A 23,731-nucleotide genomic window follows, 5' to 3' on the forward strand; every position below is an offset into this window, starting at 1 on the left:
TACGCCGTCACCCTAACGCCAAGCGGCTGCATGATCGTAGCCCGCTGTGAATTATGATCCGGAGTGGTTCGCATGAAGAAGTCTTTGACTCAGTTTCTCGTTGAGCAGCAGCGGCGCGAGAATGCCATGCCGGCCCAACTTCGCCTTTTGATCGAGGTTGTGGCGCGCGCCTGCAAGGTGATCGGCCATACCGTGAACAAGGGTGCGATCACCGGCTCGCTCGGTTCGATCGATCAGATCAATGTGCAAGGCGAAGTACAGAAACGCTTGGACGTCATCTCCAACGACATTCTGCTGGACGCCAACGAATGGGGCGGCAACCTGGCGGCCCTTGCTTCCGAAGAGATGGAGGCGATCCATCCGATCCCGCATCGTTTCCCCAAAGGCGAGTATCTGCTCGTTTATGATCCGATCGATGGATCGAGCAATATCGACGTGAACGGCGTCGTCGGCACCATCTTCTCCGTGCTCAAGGCGCCGGAAAGCGTGGCCGGTCGTGAAGCGGTTGAAGCTGATTTCCTTCAGCCCGGAACCCAGCAGGTCGCCGCGGGCTACGCGATCTACGGTCCGCAGACGCTCCTGGTGCTGACGGTTGGCACCGGCGTTCATGCCTTCTCGCTCGATCGTGAGATGGGCTCATGGGTGCAGACCGCCGATCACATGACGATCCCGCGCGCCACGCGTGAGTTCGCGATCAACATGGCGAACCACCGTCACTGGGAAGCGCCGATGCGCCGCTACATCGACGAGCTGGTGGCCGGCAAGGAAGGCGCACGCGCACAAGACTTCAACATGCGCTGGATGGCCTCGATGGTAGGTGACGTCCACCGCGTGCTGACCCGCGGCGGTGTCTTCATGTATCCGACCGACACGCGGCCCAATATGCAGAACGGCAAGCTTCGCCTGATGTATGAAGCCAACCCGATGGCTTTCCTCGTGGAACAAGCCGGCGGCATGGCGACGGACGGCAAGCGGCGCATCCTCGAAATCCAGCCCGACAGTCTGCATCAGCGTGTCGGCGTCGTGCTCGGCTCCACAGACGAAGTCGCGCGCGTCGCGGAATACCTTTCCGGATCAGCGGCAGCATAGACGTCGCACATCCTGCATCAGTTATCATGGCTCCTTGCTGAGCGAAGCTGAGTCCTCGGCTTCGTTCAGGCCCGAGCTGTGAGTCGGTCTGCCAAACGAGAGGCATGGTTCCCAGATGGAAAATACTTCTGCCTCGCACAGTGTTCGATGGACCCTGGCAGACTTTCTGAGCACCTACCGCTTCTGGGCGCTGTTTGCCGCAGCCCTGTTCGTGGCGGTTGGCGGACAGAGCCTCACCACCTTCTTCCCGCTGATGCTGTCGGAAACCGGGAGCAGCTATCAGACAATCGGGCTGTTCTATTTCGGCTTGAATTTCGGCTGGGTAATCGGCGCCTTTCTCGCCTTTGTTGTTGGCGGACGGCATCCATTGTGGGCTTTGATCAGCCCGCTCACCCTTTGCACCCTCACTGCAATTGCCTTCTCTGCGATCTTTTATCTGGGCGGCACGCTTGCGCTTCTATTTCCGTTTGGCTTGCTGCTCGGAACGGTTCAGGCGGTCTTCCCTATCACCATCGCCGTCACGTTGAACGGCGGGCGGCCTAGCCGGCTGGACTTCGCCGGTGCCCTCGCCGTTTTGTCGACAACACTCCTGGCCTCGAACTTTGCGGCCTTTGGATCATCCTTGCTTTACGGGCGCTTTCAAAACGGCCTGCCCATCCTGCTGGCGTTTGTCGCTTACCTCGTCCTTGCAGTCATCGTGCTCATGGCCGCACCGAACCTCTCTTTTGTTGACCAACCGCGCCCACGCCACGTACCGCTTGAACCTCGCCGGCGCTCGCCTTGGAAGGTCGCGCTGCTCCTGCTGACGCCGCCCGTGTTGCTCGGCGCGATGATCCTGGCGAACTATATCCTAGAGGACCGCGGTTACGAGCTTTTCGCGTCTCCCGCCTTCCTCATCGGCTACTACCTGATCCTGGCTCTGGTCGTCGCCGCCTTCATCTATTTCCTTTACTGGATGTACCGCATTCATGGCGAACTCGCCGGTGCAGAGCCGTCGCAGCGTCTGCTGACGCCGCTCGGCGCCTTGCTGATCGCGCTTCTGGCGCCACTCGCCGTGCCGATCCTCATCACCACGCTCGGCGATATTCTCAACGATCGCGCGCGCGAAAGAGGACAAGCACGGGCCGTCTCGATCTCCTGGCTGGCCATCTGGACCTTCCTCCTGCCTCCCGTCGCCTTCGCCCTCATCCAGAATGCGGCGAACAAAAGCTATGCGCTGGATGCAAGCTGATGACCAGATGACTCGAAGTTTTGCTCATGGTGCATAGCGTCTGGGCTTGGCGAAGAGATCCTCTCTAATGATTTTCTGCTTGCTCTCTGAATAATTGCTCGACATAGATGATCCGAACCGCTGGTGCTCCAGCCGGCGTGGTGGAGGAAACATCATGATTTCAGGAACGCTGAAGGGCTTGGCCCTATCTGCGGCCATCGGCTTGGCAACGCTGACCAGTGCCGCTTACGCGCAGGACGTCGCTGGCAAGAAGATCGGCATCGCTGCCCGCGAAATTACCAACGACTACAACCGCGACATCATCGCCGGCGCCGAAAAGGCGCTGAAGGCGGCTGGCGCGGAAGTTGTGGTGACTGATGGCGGCGCAGATCCGCGCAAGCACAACGAGAATATCGAAAGCCTGATCAATTCCGGCGTTGCTGGCATCGTGGTTCAGCTCGGTGACGCACAGCAGCTGGCACCGGTCGTGGCAAAGGCAACTGCGGCTGGCATCCCTGTTGTCACCACCTCCATCGGTTCCAAGACGGAAGGCGTGCTGGCCGATGTCGGCGGTGACGATGCCTTGATGTCGGCCATCGTCAGCCGAGCGCTTTTGTCCAGCATCGACTACAAGGGCGACGTTTACGTGTTCTGGGTGCCGGGCGCGCCGATTCTTGAGACACGCAAACGCATCCTGCAGGCGATGGTGGCGGATTATCCTCAGGTCAAGCTGCATGAAGTGCCGACCGAACATAGCGCCGCGCGTGTTCAGGCGCAGATGGAGGACATCCTGACGGCCAACCCGGAGCCCGGCAGCGTTGCCGCCGTTTGGGGCGCTTACGATCTGCTCGTCTCCGGCGCCGTCGAAGCCGTGCGCCGCAATGATCGCAACGAGATCAAGATCGCTTCGATCGACGGTGATCGCGTCGGCTTCCAGATGCTGCTCGACGAGGAAAGCCCCTTTGTCGCCACTGTCGTTCAGGACGTGCCGCGCATCGGTTCGCTTGCGGCCGAAGTCTTGCTGAAGGGCATCGCCGGCGAGAAGGAGTTTGCAAGCACGCTGTTCACCGATGCTTGGCTTGCAACTCATGCCAATGGCGTTGCTTCCGCCGAAAAGCGTTGGGGCGCCGGTATCTGGGATGAGATGTTCATTCCGCGCGCCGATGTCGAAGAGCGTTGGGAGCAGAACGGCGAGCTGATCGTCGTCCATCCCATCCTGCCTTAATCACCTTCGAAGGTGGCGGCGAACAAACGCCACCTTCTCCCGCATAACTTCCCGAGGTTCTGTCCTATGACAAGCACCATCGATGTCGCGCGCGCGCCAGAGGCAGCGGCGGCCCCCGTCCTCGAGTGCCGCGGCATCGGCAAGGAGTTCCCCGGCGTTGTTGCCCTGAGCGATGTTTCGCTCGAGATCCGCGCCGGTGAGATCCATGCGTTCCTGGGCCAGAACGGCGCGGGCAAGTCGACGCTCGTCAAGGTGCTGACCGGCGTTTATCGCGCCACGCGCGGCGAGATCCTGGTTGATGGCAAGAGCGTGCAGCTACGCGATCCGCGCGACGCGGAAGCCAACGGTATCGCGATCGTGCATCAGGACCAGCCGCTGGTCGCACAGCTCGACGTCACGCGGAACGTGTTTCTCGGACAGGAACTTACGCTCGGTGGAGGCGTGCTGGATCTTGCGACCATGCGCAAGCAGACCACCGTTGCGCTGCAACAGGTCGGTGCCTCCTTCGACGCTGACACACTGGTTGGAGAGTTGAGCGTAGCGCAGCGTGAACAAGCGGCCATTGCCGCTGCGATCGTGCGCAAGCCGCGCATTCTCATCCTGGATGAGCCCACGGCGTCCTTGAGCGATAGCGAGGCCGAGCTTTTGTTCGGCATCGTTCGCGCGCTGCGCGATAACGGTGTCACGATCATCTATATCTCGCACTATCTCGACGAAGTGCTTGATCTTGTTGACCGCGTCACGGTTCTGCGCGACGGCAAGCTGGTCGCCACGCTGCCTGTCGCCGAAACATCGCGCGCGGGCATCGTCCAGATGATGGTCGGCCGCGACATCGAACAGCTTTACCCGAAAGAGCAGGTCACGATCGGCGAACCGCTGCTGCAGGTCCGGGGCCTCGCGCAAGGCCATATGCTGCGCGGCGTCGATCTCGATGTCAGGCGCGGCGAGATCTTCGGCATTGCGGGCCTCATGGGCGCCGGGCGAAGCGAGCTTGCTTTGTCCCTGATCGGTGCCCTGCCCCGTTCCACCGGGACGGTGACGATTGCCGGCAAGCCTTCCAATCCTCGCACGCCCCGCAGCGCCAAGAAGCAGGGCTTCGCGCTCATCCCCGAAGACCGGCGCCATGAAGGTCTGGTGACCGACATGACGGTGCGTGAAAACCTCACGCTGCCGGAACTCACGCGTTATTCCCGCGCCGGCATCGTGCGCGGCGGGCAAGAGCGGGCTGCGGCCAAGTCTCTGGTCGAGCGGCTGCGCATCCAGCCCCCGCACCTCAACCAGGCCACCCGCAACCTTTCCGGCGGCAACCAGCAGAAGATTGTCATCGGCCGCTGGCTCCTGGGTGATGCCGAGGTCTTCCTGTTCGACGAACCGACCACGGGCGTGGACGTCGGCTCCAAGGTCGAGATCTACCGTCAGATGGTGGAATTGGCGCGGCGCGGTGCTGCCGTCATCTTCATCTCGTCCGACTTCGAAGAAATCGCAGGCATGAGCGACCGCGTGGCCGTCATGCATAAGGGGCGGATCAACAAGCTGTTCGAGCCCGGCGAGGCCACGGCGGAATCGCTGCTATACTGGGCCTCCGGGTCCGGGGATGAGGCAAAGCCGGCATCTGCCACCTCCCGCGAGACTGTCGCCGATGAAGCGACCAGCCAAATGCCTAGCGCAGACGCCGTCGCATCGCCGGCGCAAGTCGCAAAACCGCCGAGTGTTTGGGCGCGTTGGGGCACGATCGGCGGCATGGTGGTTGTGCTGGCCCTGATCGCGGTGCTCGCGCCGCAGTTTCTGGCCCTCAACAACATCTTCGACGTGTTAAAGCAGGGCAGCGTGCTCGCCTTCATTGCGCTTGGTCTCACCGTCGTGCTGATCGCCGGTGGGTTCGATATGTCGGCGGGCGCCGTCAGCCAGTTCGCGACCAATCTTGCCGCCGGCACATTGATTGCGGGAGCAGGATCAGCGGCCGCCCTTGGGCTCGGCGCCTTGACCGGCCTGGTCGCAGGCGCCGTCAACGCTGCCCTCGTGCTGATCTTCGGCATGCCCGCCTTCGTCGCCACACTCGGCGTCATGTTCGTCGCGATGGGCGCAACGCTGCTTTACAATGGCGGACAGGCTCTCACCCTCGCCAACCAGCCCGGCTTCTTCTTTATCGGCCAGGGTTATGTCGGCCCCGTCCCCTTCGTGCTGCTCCTGCTTCTCGCCACAACTGCAGTCCTGCATTTCGTGCTGAAGCGCACCCAGCTTGGCCTGCGCATGTATGCCGTCGGTCAAAACCTCGTGGCGGCTGAGCTGCGCGGCATCGGTCGTGCTCGCTATGCCACCGCATCCTTCATGCTGGGCGGCCTGGTGCTGGGTCTGGCAGGCGTGATCCTCGCCTCCTACTCCTATGGCGCGTCTGCGCTGGCCACCGGCATCGACTTCCTGATCAGCGCCCTGGCCGCCGCCTTCCTCGGCAGCACGTTGAACAAGGCGGGCGAACTCAACGTCGTCGGAACGCTGATCGCGGCCCTGTTCCTCGCTTCTCTGTCCAACGGCCTCATCCTCATCGGGATTTCGAGCCAGGCCCTGCCCGGGATCCAGGGTCTCGTTCTCATCCTCTCTATCGCACTTGGCGTGATCCACAAGCGTGGCATCGGCCAGGTCCTGATCTTCTGAGGAGCATCGCGATGTCTGTTTCATCAAACCTCCCGAAGTCCTCGACCGCCTCGATCTCGGTGCTTGGCCTGTTGCGCGATTACGGCGCGATCCTCGGCATGATCGTCGTGCTCGGCATCTTCTGGTATCTGAAGCCCGCCTTCCTTTCGGCTGCCAATATCGAGAATGTCTTTCGTCAAAGCGGCATCGTGATGATCATGGCTCTAGGCCTGACGATCGTCATGAAGATGCGCGGCGTCGACTTGTCCATCGCACAAACCGCGGATGCGGCTGGCCTGATTGCAGCCATGCTGATCATCGCCAAATATCCGATCTGGATGGCCTTTGCGCTTCCGCTTCTGTTCGGCCTGGTGGTCGGCCTCGTGAATGCAGTGTTGATGGCCTATGTCGGCATCCCCGCCATCATAGGCACGCTGGGCATGATGTTCATCATCCGCTGGGGCGAGTTGATGGCAACCAACGGTGCCGAGCCGCAGATCCTGTTTACGCTGCCGCGCTCCGTCACTCGCGACTTCCTGTGGTTGGGGCAAAAGGATCTGGGACCGGTCGCCGCGCTGATCGTGCTGGCCCTCGTTGTCTTCCTCGTCGTCTTCGTGGTCATGCGCTTCACACCGTTTGCCCGATACGCCAAGGCCGTGGGAAGCAATGTCCGCGCCGCGTTCCTCGCGGGCATCGACATCCGCCTGACCTTCGGTCTGGGCTTCGTGATCGCCGGTGTTCTGGCAGCGCTTGCCGGCGTGGCGCTCGTTTCGCGCACCGGCATCGCCATGCCGCGCGGTGCCGAGCCCTTCCTGCTCGACGCCTTTGCCGCCGCTTATCTCGGAACACTCGCATCACGCCAAGGCGAGATGAGCATTCCCGGCACGCTGATGGGCGCGCTGTTCATCGGCTTCCTCAGCAACGGCTTGACGCTGCTGGGCCTCGGCGCCCCTTATCGCTACGCACTCAATGGCGGGTTCATCCTGCTGGCAATGGCCATCGGCGCCCTGAAGCGCAAGAACTAGAACGTAAGATCTCAACGGAGGATTTTCCATGACGCTGATCATCGATGCCCATAATCACCTCGGCATCCGCCACGGCGCACGGCAGACCGGAGCGGACCTCGTCGCCAAGATCGACGCGGTCGGCGTCGACAAGGCCGTCATGTTCCCCTTTGTTGAAGGCAACTTCACCAACGATCCGATCAAGGAAGCCTATGACGAGTTTCCCGATCGCTTGATCCCCTACTGCGCCGTCAATCCCTGGCAGCCCGATGCCGCCGAAGAAGTCCGGCGCTGCATCCGCGACTGGGGCTTCAAGGGTTTGAAGCTGCATCCGACCATCAACGGCTATCATCTTTCGGATTCCGGTCTGGTCGACCCGCTGTTCAAGATCGCGGATGAGTACGGCATCCCGGTCATCGTGCATGGCGCGAGCGACCTGCTCAACAGCCCGCCCGAATTCCGCATCATGGCCAAGCGCTTCCCAGATGTGACGCTGCTGATGGCGCATATGGGCTTCTTCTGGTCGGTCGAGCAGGCCATCGAATATGCCCAGGAATGCCCGAACCTCTACCTCGAAACCTCGCGCGCGCCGATCTTCGAGATCCAAACGGCAGTCAAGGCATTGGGACCCGAGAAGGTCATCTGGGGCACGGACTCGCCCTTCGTGGACTATGAATTCGAGTTCAAGAAAATGGAACGCGCCACCGATGATCCGGAAGGTTACCGCGCGATCGTCGGCGGCAACATCGCCAAGATCCTGAAGCTCTAAGCAGCCAACAGCGTCAAGACGATCATGGCAGTTACCGAGAGAAGCGAAGCCGATCGACGGCTCGACCAGGCTGCACGCGCGGCCTGGCTCTATTACGTCAAAGGCAAGCGTCAGGACGATATCGCGGGGGATCTCGGCATTTCCCGCCAGATCGTCCAGCGCCTGATTGCGCTGGCGCTCAGCGAAAACCTGATCAGCTTCCAGGTCCGGCACCCACTTGCCGAGTGCATCGCCCTGGCAGACCAGCTCAAAGAGCGCTTCGACCTTCAGTTCTGCGAAGTGTCTTTGAGCGAGGCCGGCAGCACGGAAGACATACCGTCTGCGGCAACGGTAGCCGCGCTCTATCTCGACAACCTCCTGACCCAGAAGTCGCCCTTCACCATCGCCGTCGGCAACGGCACCGCGATGCGGGAAACCGTGCTGCGCGTTAGTTCCATGGACCGGCCACAGCATCGCTGCGTGTCGCTCATGGGCAACCTCACGCCGACCGGCCGGGCGTCGCGCCATGATGTGGTGACCAAGCTGGCGGAACGAATCGGCGCGCAAAGCTACCCACTGCCGATGCCCTTGGTGACGGCGACGACATCCGACCGCGAGATCCTGCAGGCTCAGCTCGGCTATAAGACCCTACGAGGCCTTGTGGATGAGGCCAATTTGCTGGTGATGGGCAGCGGCAATGTTGGCTGGCAGGTTGGCGTTCATCTTGATGGTTTCATCAGCGATCGTGAGCTGGCGGAAGCCATGGATGCAGGCGCCGTCGGCGAAATCCTCGGCGGCGTGATCGACAAGGAAGGCCGGTTCATCGAGACCGGCTACTTCGATCGGCTGACCTCATTGCTCCGCGCACCAGACAGCAAGCAGACAACGCTTCTCGTCAGCTCGGGCGAAATTCGCGTTCCAGCCATCCGCGCCGCCCTCACCGGCAAGCTCGCAAACGCTTTCATTACCGACGAAAATACGGCCCGCGCGGTGCTGCAAATCCGGTAAGTCGCAGCACAAAACCGGGTTATGGCGACGCAAAAGCGGGATGTTTCAGGCGAAAAAGTCCGCTTTTCCGGATCATTTCCCCGGTTTTTGCCCGCTTTTCCGCAGCCTTACTTCGGCTTTGCTCGGCTCAAACCCGATCAAATTCCCGCGTCAGCTTTTCGCTGGCTTCGATCGCCGAAGCGAAACGGGTGATGGCGTAGGGAGCAAGGTCGACCGGCGGTGTGTCTCCGGAGATCAGATGTGCCAGGCATTCTCCGACCGCCGGCGCGATCTGGAACCCACCGCCACTGCCGCCGAAGGCGTGGAAGAGGCCAGGGGTTGTCTGGCCTGCGCCGACGATCGGCAGCATGTCCGGCAGGTAACCTTCGACACCCGACCAGACGCGCATCACCTCGGCATGCCGCAGTGCGGGAATGTGGGTGGCGACGGCGCGCATGCCGTTGAGGGTCTTGTGCGGGGGAACGAAGGTGTGGCGGCCGTCGGCGTTGGATAGCGTTCGAGGATAGCCGGCGAAGATGAAGTTGCCGCGGGTCGTTTGGCGCAGGATCATGTCGCCTTCGATGGCATAGACCGAAGGCTGGAGAACATAGGGCAGCGGCTCGGTGACGAACTGGGGTGGCCCGGCGGAGAAGAGCGGGACCTCTTCGCCGAATTGCTTGGCCAGCTGACCTGCCCAGCCGCCGGCGGCGTTAATGAGGACCGGCGCGGTTATGGGCTCGCAGCCAGTTCCCGCGACGGTGAAGAGACCGTCCTTGTGATCGACCTGCGTGACGTCGCAGTTCTGCAGCAAAGCCCCGCCCGCCCCGATCATGGCGCGCGCGACGGCAGGCGTTGCGGTGCGGGGATTGGCGACGGCGCAGCGTGGCGAGAAGGACGCGATCAGAGCGGAGGGTGCGAGCCAGGGAAGGTTGCGGCGCAGGGCTTCGCCTTCCCACAACGCGATCTCCAAACCGCAACGGCGCGAGTTTTCGGCATAGCCCAGCAGGCGCTCGCGACCGGCGTCGGTATGGGCAAAATAGACCATCCCGTTCCGGTCATATTCGCAGCTTTCGCCGCTCAGCTCTTCAAACGTTTCCCAGTGATGCTGGGCCGCAAGCGAAAGCGGATACTGGCTCAGGGATCGACCTTGCAGTCGGAGACCACCGAAATTGGCACCGCTCGATTGCGCGCCGACATAGCCACGTTCCAGCACCGCGACGCGCTTGCCAGAGCGAGCAAGAAACAGGCCGGTGAAGCAGCCAAACAAGCCACCGCCGATGATGATGGCGTCGAAAGACGACGAGCGGGTCAAAGCCCATCCCCTTCCATTGCCGCTTCGATCGGGATCGGGCGCACCGGCGCTTGGGCACGCAAGCGCCCGACGGTTTCCACCGGCATGCCGCTGGTCGACGCTGTTAGCTCCTGCAGGGTCTGGCCACAGAAGCGGCCTTGGCAGCGGCCCATTCCGCAGCGGGTGATCGCCTTGACCCGGTTGACCTCGACCGGTCCGGCTTGCTTGCGAACGGCTTCGCGGATCGTACCGGCGTGCACGCGCTCGCATCGGCAGACGATTGTTTCGTCCGGCAGTTCGGCGGCAAGATGGCTCGGCCAACGGAAGGCAGAGGCCATTCGCTGCTGAAAAACGCGGAGGCGCTCAACCCTGCGCCGCAGCTTAGCCGCGTCTGCCGGCACGGTCATGCCCCTAGCGGCAAGCATCGACAAAGCCGCCAAGCGCCCGCTTTCGGCCGCAGCGATCCGCCCGCCGGTCATCGCGCTATCGCCGGCGAGCCAGAGGCGATCACCGGCGCGTCCGTCTTCGTCTGTTTCGGGAAACCAGTTGCGTAAGATCGGGTCGAACTTAAGCTTTGCGCCAGCGAGTTCGGCTAGTTGCGTTTCCGGACGGAGGCCATGGCCTAGCGCTACGGCATCGCAGCTCAACGCCTCGACCCGTCCGTCAGCATGGCGGATCTCGATGGCTTCGACCCTATTCGTTCCGTTTACACGAAGAAGCTCTGCACCCTCGATGCGCCGTACTCCTCTGCGTCTCAGCTCCGCGAGAAGGAGCAGGCCTTCGGCGAATGTGCCCGGTGCCGAAAGCACCATGCCGATGGCAGCGCGGCGTTTGTCCGCCGACTTCGACGTGTCGACGACGATGAGATCTCGAAGCCCCATGCGGGCATATTGGGCTGCGGCGAGGTAAAGCAGCGGTGACGAGCCGGCCATGACCACGCGCTGGCCGATGAAGGCGGAATGCTGCTTGAGCGCGACTTGCGCTCCACCCAAGGTGAAGACACCCGGCAAAGTCCAGCCAGGCAGGGCCATCAGCCGGTCCGTCGCGCCGACAGCGACCAGCAACTGATCGAATCGAATGCTGTCATGCCGACCGTCCTGCACCACCTCCAGGCGATCCTCAAAGATGCCCCAGGCCAATGTGCCGGGCCGCCAGTCGCAGCGGGTGAGAAGGCGATCTTCGAGGGCTTCGCGTGTCGCGGTCTTGTTTGCGTAGGCTCGTCCCAAGAACTGCTCCGCAAACGGCATCATCGCGGGCGAAAGGCGGCGGGTGCCCTGCCCGCCCGGTCGCCGCGCTTCGTCAAGCAGGATTGGCCGAAGTCCCGCTTCCACCAGGGTTGCGGCACAGGCAAGTCCTGCTGGACCAGCGCCGACGATCACCGGCGGAAGCTGCGGCAAGCTCATGACGCAAAGGTCTCGAAAGGCGCACTTGTACGCAAATCGAGACCAGGCCGCGCTTCGGTCATGCAGGCGCGAATCCGCTGTCCGGCTGAGGTCCAGACCGTGCATTCCTGGCAGACGCCCATCAAGCAGAAGCCGGCACGCGGCGTGCCATCAAATTCCGAGCGACCTGTCAGAAGTCCGGCAGTGAGCAGTGCTGTGACGAGGCTTTCGCCTGCACAAGCGGGAATGTCTCGCCCTTCAAAGCGGATCGTGATGTCCGGCCGCCTTTCTACAGCGGGCCGAAACAAAATCGGGCCATCCAGCATGTTATTGCAATCCGATAACTCGTATTGCATCATGGGAGCGTCAAAGCGGTTCGCTGTCAACAAGCAAATGTCCGCCAGGCGGCTTATCCTGTCAGCCGAAGGAAATGCTGCGTGCCGCCGCGACCACCAGCTTAGGAAATGTGGCCAGGACTTCATCCCGGCTGAAGCGGGCCAGTGGCACTGCTATGCTGACCGCGGCAACCACCGCGCCGTTGGAGCCAAGGATCGGCGCGGCGACTGAAGCGTCCCCGTGGTAGATTTCTTCAAAGGCCACGGCGTGACCGTCCAGCTTGGCCTTGGCAACGAGGCCAAGAATGTCATCGGCACTCTTGGGCGTCGATGACGTATAGGCTTGAAGCTCCGAGGCTTGCACGATCGAGCGCACTTCCGCTTCGGGCAGACACGACAGGATCGCGCGACCCGGCGAGGTGCAATAGGCGGGCAGACGAGAACCGGTGATAACGTCCGTGCTGAGCATCTGGCGGCTGAGATAGCGCGTGACGAAGACGATCTCCGTGCCATCGAGGATCGTCAGGCTGATTGCCTCCTGCGTTTCCTTGCTGAGATGCTGCAGCACAGGCATCGCTCGGTCCACCAGGCGTGAACCGCGCGTGTAATGATAGGCAAGATCGAGGGTCTTGATGGTCAGTTCGAACTGACGCGTCACCGGATCGCGCTTAAGATAGCCGAGTTGTGTCAGCGTGTGGGTGAAGCGTTGAGCAGCACTGACGTCCATGTCCGTGAGCTGGGCAATCTGCGATAGCGTCAGCGAACCATGCCCTTTATCGAAGACGGTCAACACCCGAAAGGCTTTCGCAACGGACTGGACCATCAAAGGATCTTCGCGCCGCGCTGTGGCCGGTTTGTCCTGCATTCTTGTTCCTGACCTTTCGACTACTCGTCTTTTCCAGCTTAGCCGAGTGGCGCTTGGTTCCGATACTTCCGGTCAACTTACAACAAGTGCCAGCACCGGAAAGACATTGATCTTACAGCGCGATAGATCGGCTCGATCGATCCGTCCAGCAGCTTTCAACCCAAGTTTTTTCACAACCCCGCTTGACCGATCCGTTCTCTCAGTTGCATCATGCAATAACAGCTATTGCATCGCAATAAGGAGGAAGCGTGTCCCAGGAATTCGTGTTGGCTGAAACCATCGGTCAAGTGCGTCGCCTGACCTTGAACCGGCCAGAAAAGCTCAACGCCTGGAACACGCCGATGCGTGATCAGCTGATTGCAGCGCTGCAGGCTGCTGAAGCAGACGATCAGGTGCGTGCGATCGTTCTGACCGGCGCAGGCGACCGCGCTTTCGGTGCCGGCCAGGATCTTTCGGAAAGCAAGAGCTTCGATGCCGATCGCGCCGAAAGCTGGATGGGAGAGTGGAAGACGCTCTACAACCTGTTCCGTTTGGGATCGAAGCCGATCGTTGCCGCTCTGAACGGCGTGGCGGCAGGCTCTGCCTTCCAGGTGGCGCTGTTGTGTGACCTGCGCGTTGCGCATGCCGGCGTAAAGATGGGGCAGCCCGAGATCAATTCCGGCATCGCCACGGTGACCGGCAGCTGGATCATGCGCGAAATTCTCGGTCTCGCACGGACGATCGACCTGACGCTGACCGGACGAATGCTCGATGCGCAGGAAGCTTTCGGCTTTGGCTTGATCTCGCGCCTTGTCGAAGAAGACCAGGTTCAATCGGCCGCGCTGGAACTGGCTGAGTTTCTGGCGGGCAAGCCGCCGGTCGCGATGCGCCTCAACCGTCAGCGTTTTGCCGAGTTGACACAGGAAGGTTTCGACGACGCCATGACTTCCGGCGTCCGCATCCAGCGCGAGGCTTATGCCTCCGGTGAGCCTTCCGCGATGATGGAGAAGTTCCTGGCAAGCCGCGCCGCACGCAAGGCTTGACGAGACTGCATTCCAGGCATTGGACGCGCCTGGAATGCCACTACCGACGCCGGCAAACGGTGCGGCTCAACAACCAGAGGAGAACAGAAATGACCAAGTCGCTTCTTCCAGTTCTAACGCGCCGAACCCTCCTGGCTTCAGGAGCAGCAGCGCTTGCTACACCCATGCTGATGCGCCGCGCTCATGCCGAGCAATCGCTGGTCGTCGCCGATCCAGGCGGTCCCTTCACCGAAGGCTACCGCAAGGCGTTCTACGAGCCGTTCACCGCGGCAACAGGCATCGCCATCAACAGCGTGGCGCGCGATGCCGAGCCGACTGCACAGTTCAAGTCGATCGTGGATACCAAATCCTACATCTGGGACGTGTGCACGATCACGCTTTCCGCGCGGCTGATCCTCGAAGAACAGGGTTTGCTCGAGCCGCTCAATCTCGATGCGACCAAGGTGTCCGACGTGATGCCGGAAGCCGTTCACCCGAACATGCTGGGCACGGACGTTTATTCCACAGTGCTGGCCTACAACACCGATACGATAACCGAGGCGCCCGAAGGCTGGGCCGCGTTCTGGGATTTCGACAAGCTCCCCGGCCGCCGTTCCTTGCGCAAGAACCCGATCGACACGCTGGAAATCGCTTTGATGGCCGACGGCGTCGCGCCGAAGGATCTTTATCCGCTCGATGTTGATCGTGCCTTCCGCAAGCTCGACGAAATCAAGGACAAGATCGACGTCTGGTGGACCGGCGGCGCACAATCCACGCAGCTGCTGGAAAGCGGCGAAGTGGACATGATCGCCGGCTGGAACGCGCGTTTCCAGGCAGCCATCGACGGCGGTGCTCCGGCAAAGATCGTCTGGAACGGCGGCCTTTATTCCATTGAAGGCTGGGGCGTGCCGAAGGGCAACCCGAAGGCCGATCTGGCCCGCCAATTCGTTGCCTTCTGCGGCCAGGCCGAGATGCAGGCGAAGTTCACCGACGACCTGGCTTACGGCCCGACCAATCTGCGCGCTTACGATCACATCGAAGCTGACCGCGCGGCCATCCTGCCGACCTCGCCGAAGAACCTGGAACTGATGTCGCTAGCATCAGAGCCGTTCTGGAAAGCCAATCGCGCGGCGCTGACGGAACGCTTCAACGGCTGGCTGCTCGACTAGGCAGATCCAGCTTGGGGAGCGGCGTGCTGCTCCCCTGACCATCTCTTTCGGCCATAGACGCTTGCTCGGCATGACTGCGGAGCAAGCGTTGATCGGCATCACTTTCCAGGAGCCCCAATGGCAGCGGCATCTCAGCAGGGCGCGCTTGTGCTTGAAGGTTTGTCGAAGCGCTATGGCACGTTCACAGCGCTCGAACCCACCAGCCTGACCATCGAAGACGGCGAGTTCCTCACGCTGCTGGGGCCATCGGGTTCCGGCAAGACCACCTTGCTGCAGATGATCTCCGGTTTGACCGATCCGAGCGAAGGGCGCCTGATCTTCAACGGTGAAGACTGGACTCACAGGCCCGTCAACGCGCGCGGCATGGGGTTAGTGTTCCAGCATTATGCGTTGTTCCCGCACATGACGGTTGCCGAAAACGTCGCCTTCCCGCTGGAAATGCGCAAGCTGCCTTCGGCCGAGATGAAGACGCGCGTGGAAGAAACGCTGCGCAAGGTTCAGCTCGACCAGTTCGCGCATCGCTTTCCCAAGGAACTGTCGGGCGGCCAGCAGCAGCGTGTCGCCTTGGCCCGCTGTCTTGTGTTCCGCCCGAAGGTGATCCTGATGGACGAGCCGCTGGGCGCGCTCGACAAGGCGTTGCGCGAGCATATGCAGCTCGAAATCCGCCGACTGCACAAGGAGTACGGCACCACGATCATCTACGTGACCCATGACCAGGAAGAAGCGCTGGTGATGTCCGACCGCATCTGCGTCATGAACCATGCGCGGGTGGAACAGATCGGCGCGCCGAGCCAGATCTACGGCAATCCGGAAACGCTCTTCGCCGCGACCTTTATCGGCCATTCCAACGTGCTGAGCGGTGAGAAGGTGTCGAGCGACGGTGATGTCGCGACCATCCGCACGCCGTTTGGCACGTTCAGCGGCAAACATACGGCGCGTGATCGTTCCGCAACCGATGTGTCGTTGATCATCCGGCCGGAGCAGATGCGTTTGGGTTCGGCGCCTGGTGACGCGTTTGACGGCGTGACGGGTCGGCTGACGGACCTGATCTATGTCGGCGCCGAAACGCGGCTTTTGTTGACGCTTGGGTCCGACACCAGCCTGACCTTGCGCCATGATCCTTCGGCTGGCGACCTGCCGTCGATCGGCGACGAGGTGGCGGTTCATTGGCCGAAAACAGCAGCGAGAATCGTGACATGAGCGCGAGTGCTGTTGTTTCCGCGCCGCGGCGCTTTCAGTTCGGCCCGCTTTGGCTGGTGCTTCCGGCGCTGGCTTTGCTTGCCGTTTTCTTCATCTTCCCGCTGGGACGCCTTTTCGTGCTGGGCGTCCAGGATCCCGGCACAGGCGCGCTGACGACGGAGCATTATGCGCGCTTGGCCGACACGCCGGTTTATTGGCGCATCCTCGGCATCACCTTCCGCATCGCATTCCTGACGGCGGCGTTCTGCCTGCTGCTCGGCTACCCCCTGGCATTGTGGCTGTCGAAAATGGACAGCCGGCGCCAGTCTCTGATGACGCTGCTGGTTCTCCTGCCGTTCTGGACGTCCTACCTCGTCAAGACCTTCGCCTGGATGATCCTGCTCGGCAATCGCGGCGTGTTGAACTCGCTGCTGACGGATACGGGTCTGCTCGAGCGGCCGATGCGGCTGATGTATAACGAGCTCGGCGTCATTATCGGCATGGTGCATGCGATGATGCCACTGGCCGTGTTGACCATGTTGCCGGTGATGAACAGCATCGACAACCGGCTGTCGCTTGCCGCCGGCACGATGGGTGCGAGCCGCTCGCAGCGCTTCTGGCTGATCTACTTCCCGCTTTCCGCGCCCGGTGTGGCTGCGGCCGGTTTGCTGACCTTCATCACCTCGCTCGGCTTCTTTATCGTGCCAGCCTTCCTCGGCGGACGCGGCCAGACTATGCTGGCGCAGACCATCATCACGCAGGTTCAGGAGCTGGTGAACTGGTCGTTTGCGGCAGTTCTCGCCAGCCTGATGGTGGCGGCGACGCTGGTTGCGATTTGGATCTACAACAAGTTCTTCGGCCTTTCCGCACTGTCCGGTCAGGCACCAAAGGTCGATGGTACTCCGCGCGGAAGTGCGGCTCTGCGCGCCTGCGGACAGCGCGTTCTGAAAGACCTTGCCTGGCTTTCGAGCCCATTCGACCGCTTCGCCTCGCAGGACCCTTCAGCCAAAGGCGGCTTCAGCATCTATGCCCTGGTCGCGGTGATTTTTCTCGTCGCGCCGATCCTGGTCGTGTTTCCGCTGGCTTTCACCTCGGCGAGCTCGCTGCAGTTCCCGCCGCCCGGCTATTCGCTGCGTTGGTTCGAGCAATATTTCTCCTCGCCGGTGTGGCTTGCCGCAACGCTGCGCTCCTTCGGCGTCGCCTTTGCAACCGCCTTCTGCGCCACGGTGCTCGGCGGCCTTGCAGCACTGGCGCTGGCTCGCAGCCAGTCTCGCTGGAATGGGCCGATCTTCGCTCTGATGCTGGCGCCGATGGTGGTGCCCAGGATCGTCATTGCTGTGGGCCTGTTCTACCTCATGGCGCAGATCGGTCTGGTGGCGACGAATACCGGCCTTGTGATTGGCCACACGCTTCTTGCAATCCCCTACTGCTTCATCACGATTGGCGCGGTGCTGAAAAGCTATGACTGGCGGCTGAACCAGGCGGCCGAGACGCTGGGTGCCGGGCGCTTGACGATCCTGCGCCGCATCACCCTGCCGCTTCTGCGCGGCGGTGTGATCTCGGCTGCCTTGTTCGCCTTCGTCACCTCCTTCGATGAGCTGACGGTCGCGATCTTCATTTCGGGCGGGCTCAAGACGACGCTGCCGAAGCAGATGTGGGATGACATGTTCCTGCAGCTCAACCCGACCCTCGCGGCGGTGTCCGTAGTGGTTCTGCTGATCGTGACCGTGATCCTGCTTGCAACCCGCAAACTCCAGAAGTGAATGATGCCGGACAGTTCGTTCTGTCCGGCCCGATATCAAGGCATTCCAAACTCATGCAGCAAATCCTAGGACTGGCGAACCGCCTTCAGGACCTGGCGCGCGCCACACCTGACCGCATCTATGCGTCAACCGCTTCGGGCCCGGTGACGTTTGGCGCGCTCGCGACAGCAGCCGATGCGATGGCTCAACGCCTGCACGACCTCGGTATCAAGCGCGGCGACCGGGTGGTGGTCATGATGGCCAACAGCCTGGCATCGCTGTCGTTGATCCACGGCCTGATGCGCGGCGGCTTCGTGTGGGTGCCGGTCAATCCGGCCCTAGTCGGCGCGCCGCTCCAGCATGTGTTGCGCACTACGCAGCCAAGCCTCATTCTCTGCGATGCCGGTGTCGAAAACGCCTTCGAGAACCTAGCAGAGGTGGCCTCGATCCAGATCGAGATCATCTCCGATCGCGGTCTGCCGGCCAAAGCCGAAGAACCCTGTGCGGATGACTTCGCCGGACCGGATGATCTCGCGACCATCATGTTCACCTCCGGCACGACGGGTCCGGCCAAGGGGGTGATGGTGACCCACATGATGCTGGAACTGGCGGCCGAGGCGGTCAGCCTGTGTGCCGATGTCGTTCCCGGCGACAACCTCTTCATGTGGGAACCGTTCTATCATATCGGCGGCGCGCAGGTTCTGCTGCTGCCGCTCGTGCGCGACGTGTCGCTGACGATCTCGGACCGCTTCAGCGCATCGCGATTCTGGCAGCAGGTTGCCGAAGCGGGCTGCACGCATATCCACCATCTCGGCGGCATCATCCAGATCCTGCTGAAACAGCCCGACAGTTCCTGGGAGCGCAACCACAAGGTTCGTGTTGCCTGGGGCGGCGGCTGCGCGCCGGAAGCCTGGCTTCCATTTGAGAAGCGTTTCGGAATCCAGATCCGTGAATGCTACGGCATGACCGAATGCTCCAGCCTGACCTCGTGGAATGCGGAGGGCGTGGTCGGTTCAGTCGGGCGCGCCATGCCATGGTTCGACATCACGTTGAAGGATGAGACCGGCCGCACGTTAGGACCGGGCGAAGGCCGCGGCGAGATCGTCGTGCGCACGTCGCTGCCCGGCGCGATCACCCAAGGCTATTACGCCAACCCGCAAGCGACCGCGAAGGCACTGCAGGACGACGGCTTCCACACCGGCGATCTCGGCTCCTGGGACGAAAACGGCATGCTGTTCTTTCATGGGCGGATGACGGACTCGGTCCGATGCAAGGGCGAGAATGTTTCGGCCTTTGAAGTTGAAAGCGTTGCCAACCGCCACCCGGACGTTGCCGAAGCCGCGATGGTCGGCGTCCCGGGAGAAATCGGCGAGCACGATATTCAGCTGTTCATCCAGCCGCGCGAAGGAACAAGACCCGATCCGGCCGACATCTGGTCATGGATGGCGGACCAGCTCGCGCCCTATCAGCGTCCCCGCTACATCGCGCTGGTGCCGGAATTTCCGCGCACGCCAAGCCAGCGCATCCAGAAGCATCTTCTACCACAGCGGCCGGACATGCGGTGGGAAGCGAACATCCCCAGCCACAAGCCGAAGATCCGCGAAGGAGCATCCAAATGAGTTGCGACATCCTCATCACCGGCACGGGCATGTTCGCCGGGCGCATCGCGCTCGATATCGCATCAACGGCCAGGGAGCCTATCAACGTCGTGATTGCCGGCCGCAACCGGATGCGGCTCGACTGGCTGCGGACGGCCGGCAACGCCCGTGCAGCCATGTTCGACACGCCCGCGCGGTTTTCGACGCAGGCAATCGACCTGCTGGAGCCGGGCGCCAGCGAGGCTGTCATTCGCGAGCACCAGCCGCGCCTCGTGGTTCAAGCCGCATCGATCCAGACTTCGACCGTGATTTCCGACGGGGGTTCGCGCTGGACCGATCTGGTTGCGGAAGGCGGGTTGAGCGCGACCGCGGTGTTTCAGGCGCTGATTTCGAGCCGCATGGCTGCTGCGATCTCGGCACTTGCACCGCAAACCAAGCTAATCAACTGCTCGTTTCCCGATGTCGTCAACGGCATGATCACCGCGATGGGCCATGATGTGCTTTGCGGAACTGGCAATGTCGCCATCCTTTCAAACGTGTTTGCCGGCGCGCGTGAAAACCTTCCCGACGGCCCGCTGCGCGTGCTCGCCCATTATCAGTGCCTTGCGCCATGGCGTCAGCCGCCGGAAGCGCGCAAAGGTGCAGCGGCACCGCGCGTGTTCATCGGCGACACGGAGATCACCGATCCGTTCGACGCCTTCAGCCATTGCCAGCTGACGCCCGAGCCGGCCATTGAGATTTCAGGCGCATCCGGCGTCACCTTGATGCTGGCATTCGCGGCAAACAAGGTGTGGCACGGGCATGTCCCGGGGCCAAACGGGTTGCCGGGCGGTTATCCCGTCAAGCTCGAAGATGGGGCGTTGAAGCTAGACTTGCCTTCATCTGTCAGCGAGGCGGATGCGATTGCCTGGAACGAAGCGTTTGAAGCGCGCAAAGGCCTGACCGTCAGCGACGGAACGGCGCACTATCATGGCCGCCTGAAGGAGCTGTTGGCTGAAGAAGGGTCGGTTCACGCCGAGGGTTTTGCGTTGAAGGACCTTGAAGCGGTTTGCAGTGACTTACTCGTCTTGCGCGATCGTCTTTCTGCGACGCCCTCCAGAGTGAACTAGCAGCGCTCCATCAGGGCTTCGGCACGCCTAGACCTGACGCGGCTCTGCAAACCGATCGAACATCGCTTCCTCACCCATCTGCCCGCCTTTGAGCAGGAGGCACAGGCCATCGCGGGCGGGATTGTCGCTACGGGTTTTGGACAAGGCAACGCCTGGTGCGAAAGAGCCAGCGCTGGAGAGACCCCAGACGCCGAGATGCTGAACGACGTGGCTGGATGTGTCGCCGCCGGCGACCAGAAGACGGCGGACGGGGGCCTGGTTGAGGATGCTGTCGGTCAGTCGGCCCGTCGCGGTGGCGAGATCGGCGTGGGCGGAGGTGGCGTGCGCATCGGCATCCGGTGCCGTGGTGACGAGCACGTTGGCGCCTTGTTTCAGGAAGTTTACGGCTTCCTTGATGATGGCTTGGCGGTGCGCTTCCTCGCTGAGCAGGCGCTCTGGGTTCACCGCCACTCTGCGATAGCGGGTGGCGGCGGCGATCTGGCGGCGGGTCAAAGGTGACAGCGAGCCGGCGATCGCGAGGGTCGGACCGCTGTCGGCAGAAGCTTTGTTGGGCGCTGTGGTCTCGGAGGCCGGGAAGAAGGCTTGAGCGACACTGCTGGCGCCAAGGACGATTTGCGGTGTGCCTTGTGTCGCGCGGGCTCTGAGCAGCTGGCCGATGCAGGCAATGTGACGCTCGTCGAGTGCATCGAGCAGGACATAAGGCTTGTCGCCTGGGTTGATGTCCCGTTCGGCTTCGAGGTCGCGCCACGAAATGAGACCCACGTCACGTGCGCCGAGCGCAATCAGATGCCGGCGCAGATCCGCTTCACTCATCGGCGTTGCCGGATGGCGGCTCATGGTGGGGTGGCGATCGAGGCGGTAGACGTCGCCGCCTTGCCCGGCAGCGGCGAAGAGGTTGCCGAAGATGCAGTAACGGTCGAGCGAGGGTTGCCCGCCGAGCACAAGCACCTGATCACGAGCGCCGGGGACGCGCAGCGTTTCGACGGCGGTGACAAGATTGCCAAGTTCGGCAGCGCTGTCGAAGGTCGAGCAGCATTTGTAATGGATCAGGCGTGCGCCCGTTTCGGCGAAGAAGGTCGCGACGGGCTGCAACTCGCGATCCATCGCATCGGGCGCCATGCTGCGGACGGAACCGGCGACCCCGAGGGCGTCTAGCGGGCCGGCCTGTTCCAGATGCTCGCGCGATGGAACGCCGAGGAACAGGAAGGCTTGGACGCCACGGGCGGCGAGTGTCGCCAGCGTATCGGTGGCGCCGGTGAAATCATCGCCATACCAAGCATAGGATGGCCGGCTCTGGCCGCTCATGCCGCCTTGCTGCCGAAGAATTCCAGCGCTTGCCGCAATGGCTGCGAGGACTTGGCGGCATCTTTGAGCGTTTGGCCCGTGCGCGTTGCCTCGAAGGCTGCGCGGATGCTTTCGACACCGGCCGCAGCGCCACCGGGATGACCCGCAATGCCGCCGCCGGCCATGAACAGAAAATCGTCGCCGCCGGCCGCCTGGCGGGTGGCGGGCACCGTTCCCGCCCACTGACCGGAGGAAAAGGCAGGCAGCACGCGATCGTCGGATTGATCGTCGAGCGGGGTCAGGCAGAGTGCGGTGCTGTCGATCACTTCCTGGTTGTCCTGCGCGAATTTGCCGTCGAGACCATGCACATGCATGTGATCGACGCCCGCCAAACGCCAGAGCACCTGGTAGGCGCCAAAGCCGATGCCGAGCACCTCGCAGCGCGACAGAGCGCCGAAGCCGTTGCGGTGGCCATGCAGTGCCAGGTCGGTGGAACGGCGCAGCGTTTCCACGGCCGAAAAGCCGCACCAATTCAGATTGGCCATGACGCAAGTGCCGCCTTCGCGTGCAACCAGATCGGCATGGCGGCGCATGGCGTCGGTATCGTCGGTGATGTTGAAGGCCATCATCACCCGCCGGCCGGAGCGATCCTCGGCGCGCTTGATCTCGGCCATCACGGCCGGAATGCGCTCGCGCAGCGGTGCATGGTCCGGATTGGCCGAGATTTCGTCGTCCTTGATGAAATCGATGCCGGCTTGGCAGAGGATCACGACCTGCGCGGCGGTTTCAGCCGAAGACATGCCGACATTGGGCTTGATGATTGAGCCGAGCAGCGGCCCCTCGCCCGCCTTCATCAGCGCGCGCGTTCCGGCGATACCCTGCTTGGGCATACGGTAACGACGGCGATAGGATGAAGGCAGGGTGATGGTTTGCAGGCGAAGACCGGTCACCTCGCCGAGATCATAGAGGTTGCCGGCGACGGTTGAGGCAAGGGCTGAAAGGTTGACGCCGATATTGGCGATGGGAAAGCGGATGCGGATGCGCGCGCGTTTGAAAGGCCCAGCAATGCCCCGCCGTTGGAGCCAAGCGCTCGGCAGCGTCGGTTCGGGGCGTTCTTCGAGGCTATCGACGGCGATGACCTCCGCGCGGGCGCGGGCGCGCAGGTCGTCCGTTTCACCGGCAACGCGGATGAAGGTGCCGGATGACTGCTCGCCAGCCATGATCTCCGCCACTTTGGCAGGATCAAGCGGCGTTTCTATAAGGTATTCGGCCTCGAAATGCTCTTCCGCCATTGGCTGGCTCATAGCTTCGACAGGTCTGGGAACGGTCGGACCGGATCGCTGCCGTCCCAGGTCTCGGATGCCTGGCGGATGGCGTCGAACATCCGGCCCTTCGGTCCGGCGACTTCCGACAGTTCGATCACGGTGCCGGGGTGATAATGCGTGTCGAAATAAACGAAGCGGCCGTTCTGGCCGACCTCGCCGCTCATCACGACCTCGAAGCCCTGCTTGATCAGGCGCTCAAGATCGGCGTCGTATTGATCGGTCCAGTAGGCGACATGCTGCAGACCGCGATGGCCAGCCTCGCGAAAATCACGATACATGGAGGGGACATCGTTGCGCGTCTGGATCAGTTCGACCTGCAACTCGCCGGAGTTGGCGAGCGCGACCGAATTGTGCGGCTGGTAGGCTTCGCCCTTGTAGCGGTAGTTTTCGATCGGCACGCGCTCATTGTAGAAGAACGGGCCGACGCCGAGCGTACGGCTCCAATAATCCATAGCCGCCTCGATGTCGTCGACGACATAGCCGGCCTGGCGGATCTTTCCGAAGAAGCGACTCATCTGATGTCTTTACGTCTGCAAATCTGATGGAAACTGATGGGG

Annotated in this window: 20 protein-coding genes; 13 read left to right on the top strand and 7 right to left on the bottom strand. The window is 62.2% G+C overall.

The window, feature by feature from the left end; all coding sequences use genetic code 11:
• The first annotated feature begins 72 nt into the window (after window positions 1–72).
• The 7 genes from IE166_RS17920 to IE166_RS17950 all read left to right on the top strand — a co-directional run bounded on the left by IE166_RS17920 (window position 73) and on the right by IE166_RS17950 (window position 8,915).
• Window positions 73–1,089 carry a class 1 fructose-bisphosphatase gene (locus IE166_RS17920; protein WP_189506642.1) on the top strand — a complete coding sequence of 339 codons (1,017 nt, stop codon included), beginning with the start codon at window positions 73–75 and terminating at the stop codon, window positions 1,087–1,089.
• 115 nt (window positions 1,090–1,204) lie between these two features.
• Window positions 1,205–2,320 carry a hypothetical protein gene (locus IE166_RS17925; protein WP_189506644.1) on the top strand — a complete coding sequence of 372 codons (1,116 nt, stop codon included), beginning with the start codon at window positions 1,205–1,207 and terminating at the stop codon, window positions 2,318–2,320.
• Between the two features lie 154 nt (window positions 2,321–2,474).
• A complete protein-coding gene (locus tag IE166_RS17930; protein WP_189506646.1) occupies window positions 2,475–3,524 on the top strand; it encodes a substrate-binding domain-containing protein in 1,050 nt (349 codons plus the stop codon).
• A gap of 66 nt (window positions 3,525–3,590) precedes the next feature.
• Window positions 3,591–6,176 (top strand): ATP-binding cassette domain-containing protein, encoded by a 2,586-nt coding sequence (locus tag IE166_RS17935; protein ID WP_189506653.1) that lies wholly within the window; start codon window positions 3,591–3,593, stop codon window positions 6,174–6,176.
• Window positions 6,177–6,187: 11 nt separating this feature from the next.
• The gene (locus IE166_RS17940; protein WP_189506655.1) at window positions 6,188–7,180 is read left to right on the top strand and encodes an ABC transporter permease; all 993 of its coding nucleotides are present in this window, start codon (window positions 6,188–6,190) and stop codon (window positions 7,178–7,180) included.
• A 28-nt stretch (window positions 7,181–7,208) separates the two neighbouring features.
• Window positions 7,209–7,928 carry an amidohydrolase family protein gene (locus IE166_RS17945; RefSeq protein WP_189506657.1) on the top strand — a complete coding sequence of 240 codons (720 nt, stop codon included), beginning with the start codon at window positions 7,209–7,211 and terminating at the stop codon, window positions 7,926–7,928.
• A 24-nt stretch (window positions 7,929–7,952) separates the two neighbouring features.
• The gene (locus tag IE166_RS17950) at window positions 7,953–8,915 is read left to right on the top strand and encodes a sugar-binding transcriptional regulator (protein ID WP_189506659.1); all 963 of its coding nucleotides are present in this window, start codon (window positions 7,953–7,955) and stop codon (window positions 8,913–8,915) included.
• Between the two features lie 127 nt (window positions 8,916–9,042).
• Here IE166_RS17950 and IE166_RS17955 read toward each other — a convergent pair whose 3' ends face one another.
• The 4 genes from IE166_RS17955 to IE166_RS17970 all read right to left on the bottom strand — a co-directional run bounded on the left by IE166_RS17955 (window position 9,043) and on the right by IE166_RS17970 (window position 12,767).
• Window positions 9,043–10,206, bottom strand: coding sequence for an NAD(P)/FAD-dependent oxidoreductase (locus tag IE166_RS17955; RefSeq protein WP_189506661.1), 1,164 nt, complete (start codon window positions 10,204–10,206; stop codon window positions 9,043–9,045).
• Window positions 10,203–11,588, bottom strand: coding sequence for an FAD/NAD(P)-dependent oxidoreductase (locus tag IE166_RS17960; RefSeq protein WP_189506663.1), 1,386 nt, complete (start codon window positions 11,586–11,588; stop codon window positions 10,203–10,205). Before IE166_RS17960 ends, IE166_RS17955 begins: the two co-directional genes overlap by 4 nt.
• Window positions 11,585–11,893 carry a (2Fe-2S)-binding protein gene (locus tag IE166_RS17965; RefSeq protein ID WP_189506665.1) on the bottom strand — a complete coding sequence of 103 codons (309 nt, stop codon included), beginning with the start codon at window positions 11,891–11,893 and terminating at the stop codon, window positions 11,585–11,587. Before IE166_RS17965 ends, IE166_RS17960 begins: the two co-directional genes overlap by 4 nt.
• Before the next feature lie 91 nt (window positions 11,894–11,984).
• A complete protein-coding gene (locus tag IE166_RS17970; RefSeq protein ID WP_244641569.1) occupies window positions 11,985–12,767 on the bottom strand; it encodes an IclR family transcriptional regulator in 783 nt (260 codons plus the stop codon).
• Window positions 12,768–13,015: 248 nt separating this feature from the next.
• On the opposite strand from IE166_RS17970, the gene IE166_RS17975 reads away from it, so the two are divergent.
• From IE166_RS17975 to IE166_RS18000, 6 genes are all read left to right on the top strand, one after another.
• Entirely contained in the window at window positions 13,016–13,789 is a 774-nt protein-coding gene (locus IE166_RS17975) for an enoyl-CoA hydratase/isomerase family protein (protein WP_189506667.1), read from the top strand.
• A gap of 89 nt (window positions 13,790–13,878) precedes the next feature.
• A complete protein-coding gene (locus IE166_RS17980; protein ID WP_189506669.1) occupies window positions 13,879–14,937 on the top strand; it encodes an ABC transporter substrate-binding protein in 1,059 nt (352 codons plus the stop codon).
• A gap of 117 nt (window positions 14,938–15,054) precedes the next feature.
• Window positions 15,055–16,137, top strand: coding sequence for an ABC transporter ATP-binding protein (locus tag IE166_RS17985; RefSeq protein ID WP_189506670.1), 1,083 nt, complete (start codon window positions 15,055–15,057; stop codon window positions 16,135–16,137).
• Entirely contained in the window at window positions 16,134–17,879 is a 1,746-nt protein-coding gene (locus IE166_RS17990) for an ABC transporter permease subunit (RefSeq protein WP_189506672.1), read from the top strand. Before IE166_RS17985 ends, IE166_RS17990 begins: the two co-directional genes overlap by 4 nt.
• Window positions 17,880–17,932: 53 nt before the next feature.
• The gene (locus IE166_RS17995) at window positions 17,933–19,477 is read left to right on the top strand and encodes a class I adenylate-forming enzyme family protein (protein WP_189506674.1); all 1,545 of its coding nucleotides are present in this window, start codon (window positions 17,933–17,935) and stop codon (window positions 19,475–19,477) included.
• Complete coding sequence (locus tag IE166_RS18000; protein WP_189506676.1) at window positions 19,474–20,565, top strand: hypothetical protein; 1,092 nt, start codon at window positions 19,474–19,476, stop codon at window positions 20,563–20,565. Before IE166_RS17995 ends, IE166_RS18000 begins: the two co-directional genes overlap by 4 nt.
• Window positions 20,566–20,592: 27 nt before the next feature.
• Here the strand turns inward: IE166_RS18000 and IE166_RS18005 are convergent, their stop codons facing one another.
• The 3 genes from IE166_RS18005 to IE166_RS18015 are packed head-to-tail and all read right to left on the bottom strand — an operon-like array spanning window position 20,593 to window position 23,689.
• Window positions 20,593–21,870, bottom strand: a complete 1,278-nt coding sequence (locus tag IE166_RS18005) for a four-carbon acid sugar kinase family protein (protein ID WP_189506678.1) — start codon at window positions 21,868–21,870, stop codon at window positions 20,593–20,595.
• Complete coding sequence (locus tag IE166_RS18010) at window positions 21,867–23,153, bottom strand: RuBisCO large subunit C-terminal-like domain-containing protein (RefSeq protein WP_244641570.1); 1,287 nt, start codon at window positions 23,151–23,153, stop codon at window positions 21,867–21,869. Before IE166_RS18010 ends, IE166_RS18005 begins: the two co-directional genes overlap by 4 nt.
• The gene (locus IE166_RS18015) at window positions 23,150–23,689 is read right to left on the bottom strand and encodes a VOC family protein (protein WP_189506680.1); all 540 of its coding nucleotides are present in this window, start codon (window positions 23,687–23,689) and stop codon (window positions 23,150–23,152) included. The genes IE166_RS18010 and IE166_RS18015 overlap by 4 nt, the downstream gene beginning before the upstream one ends.
• Window positions 23,690–23,731: the final 42 nt, after the last annotated feature.

Source organism: Tianweitania populi (assembly GCF_014652875.1).
GTDB lineage: Bacteria > Pseudomonadota > Alphaproteobacteria > Rhizobiales > Rhizobiaceae > Tianweitania > Tianweitania populi.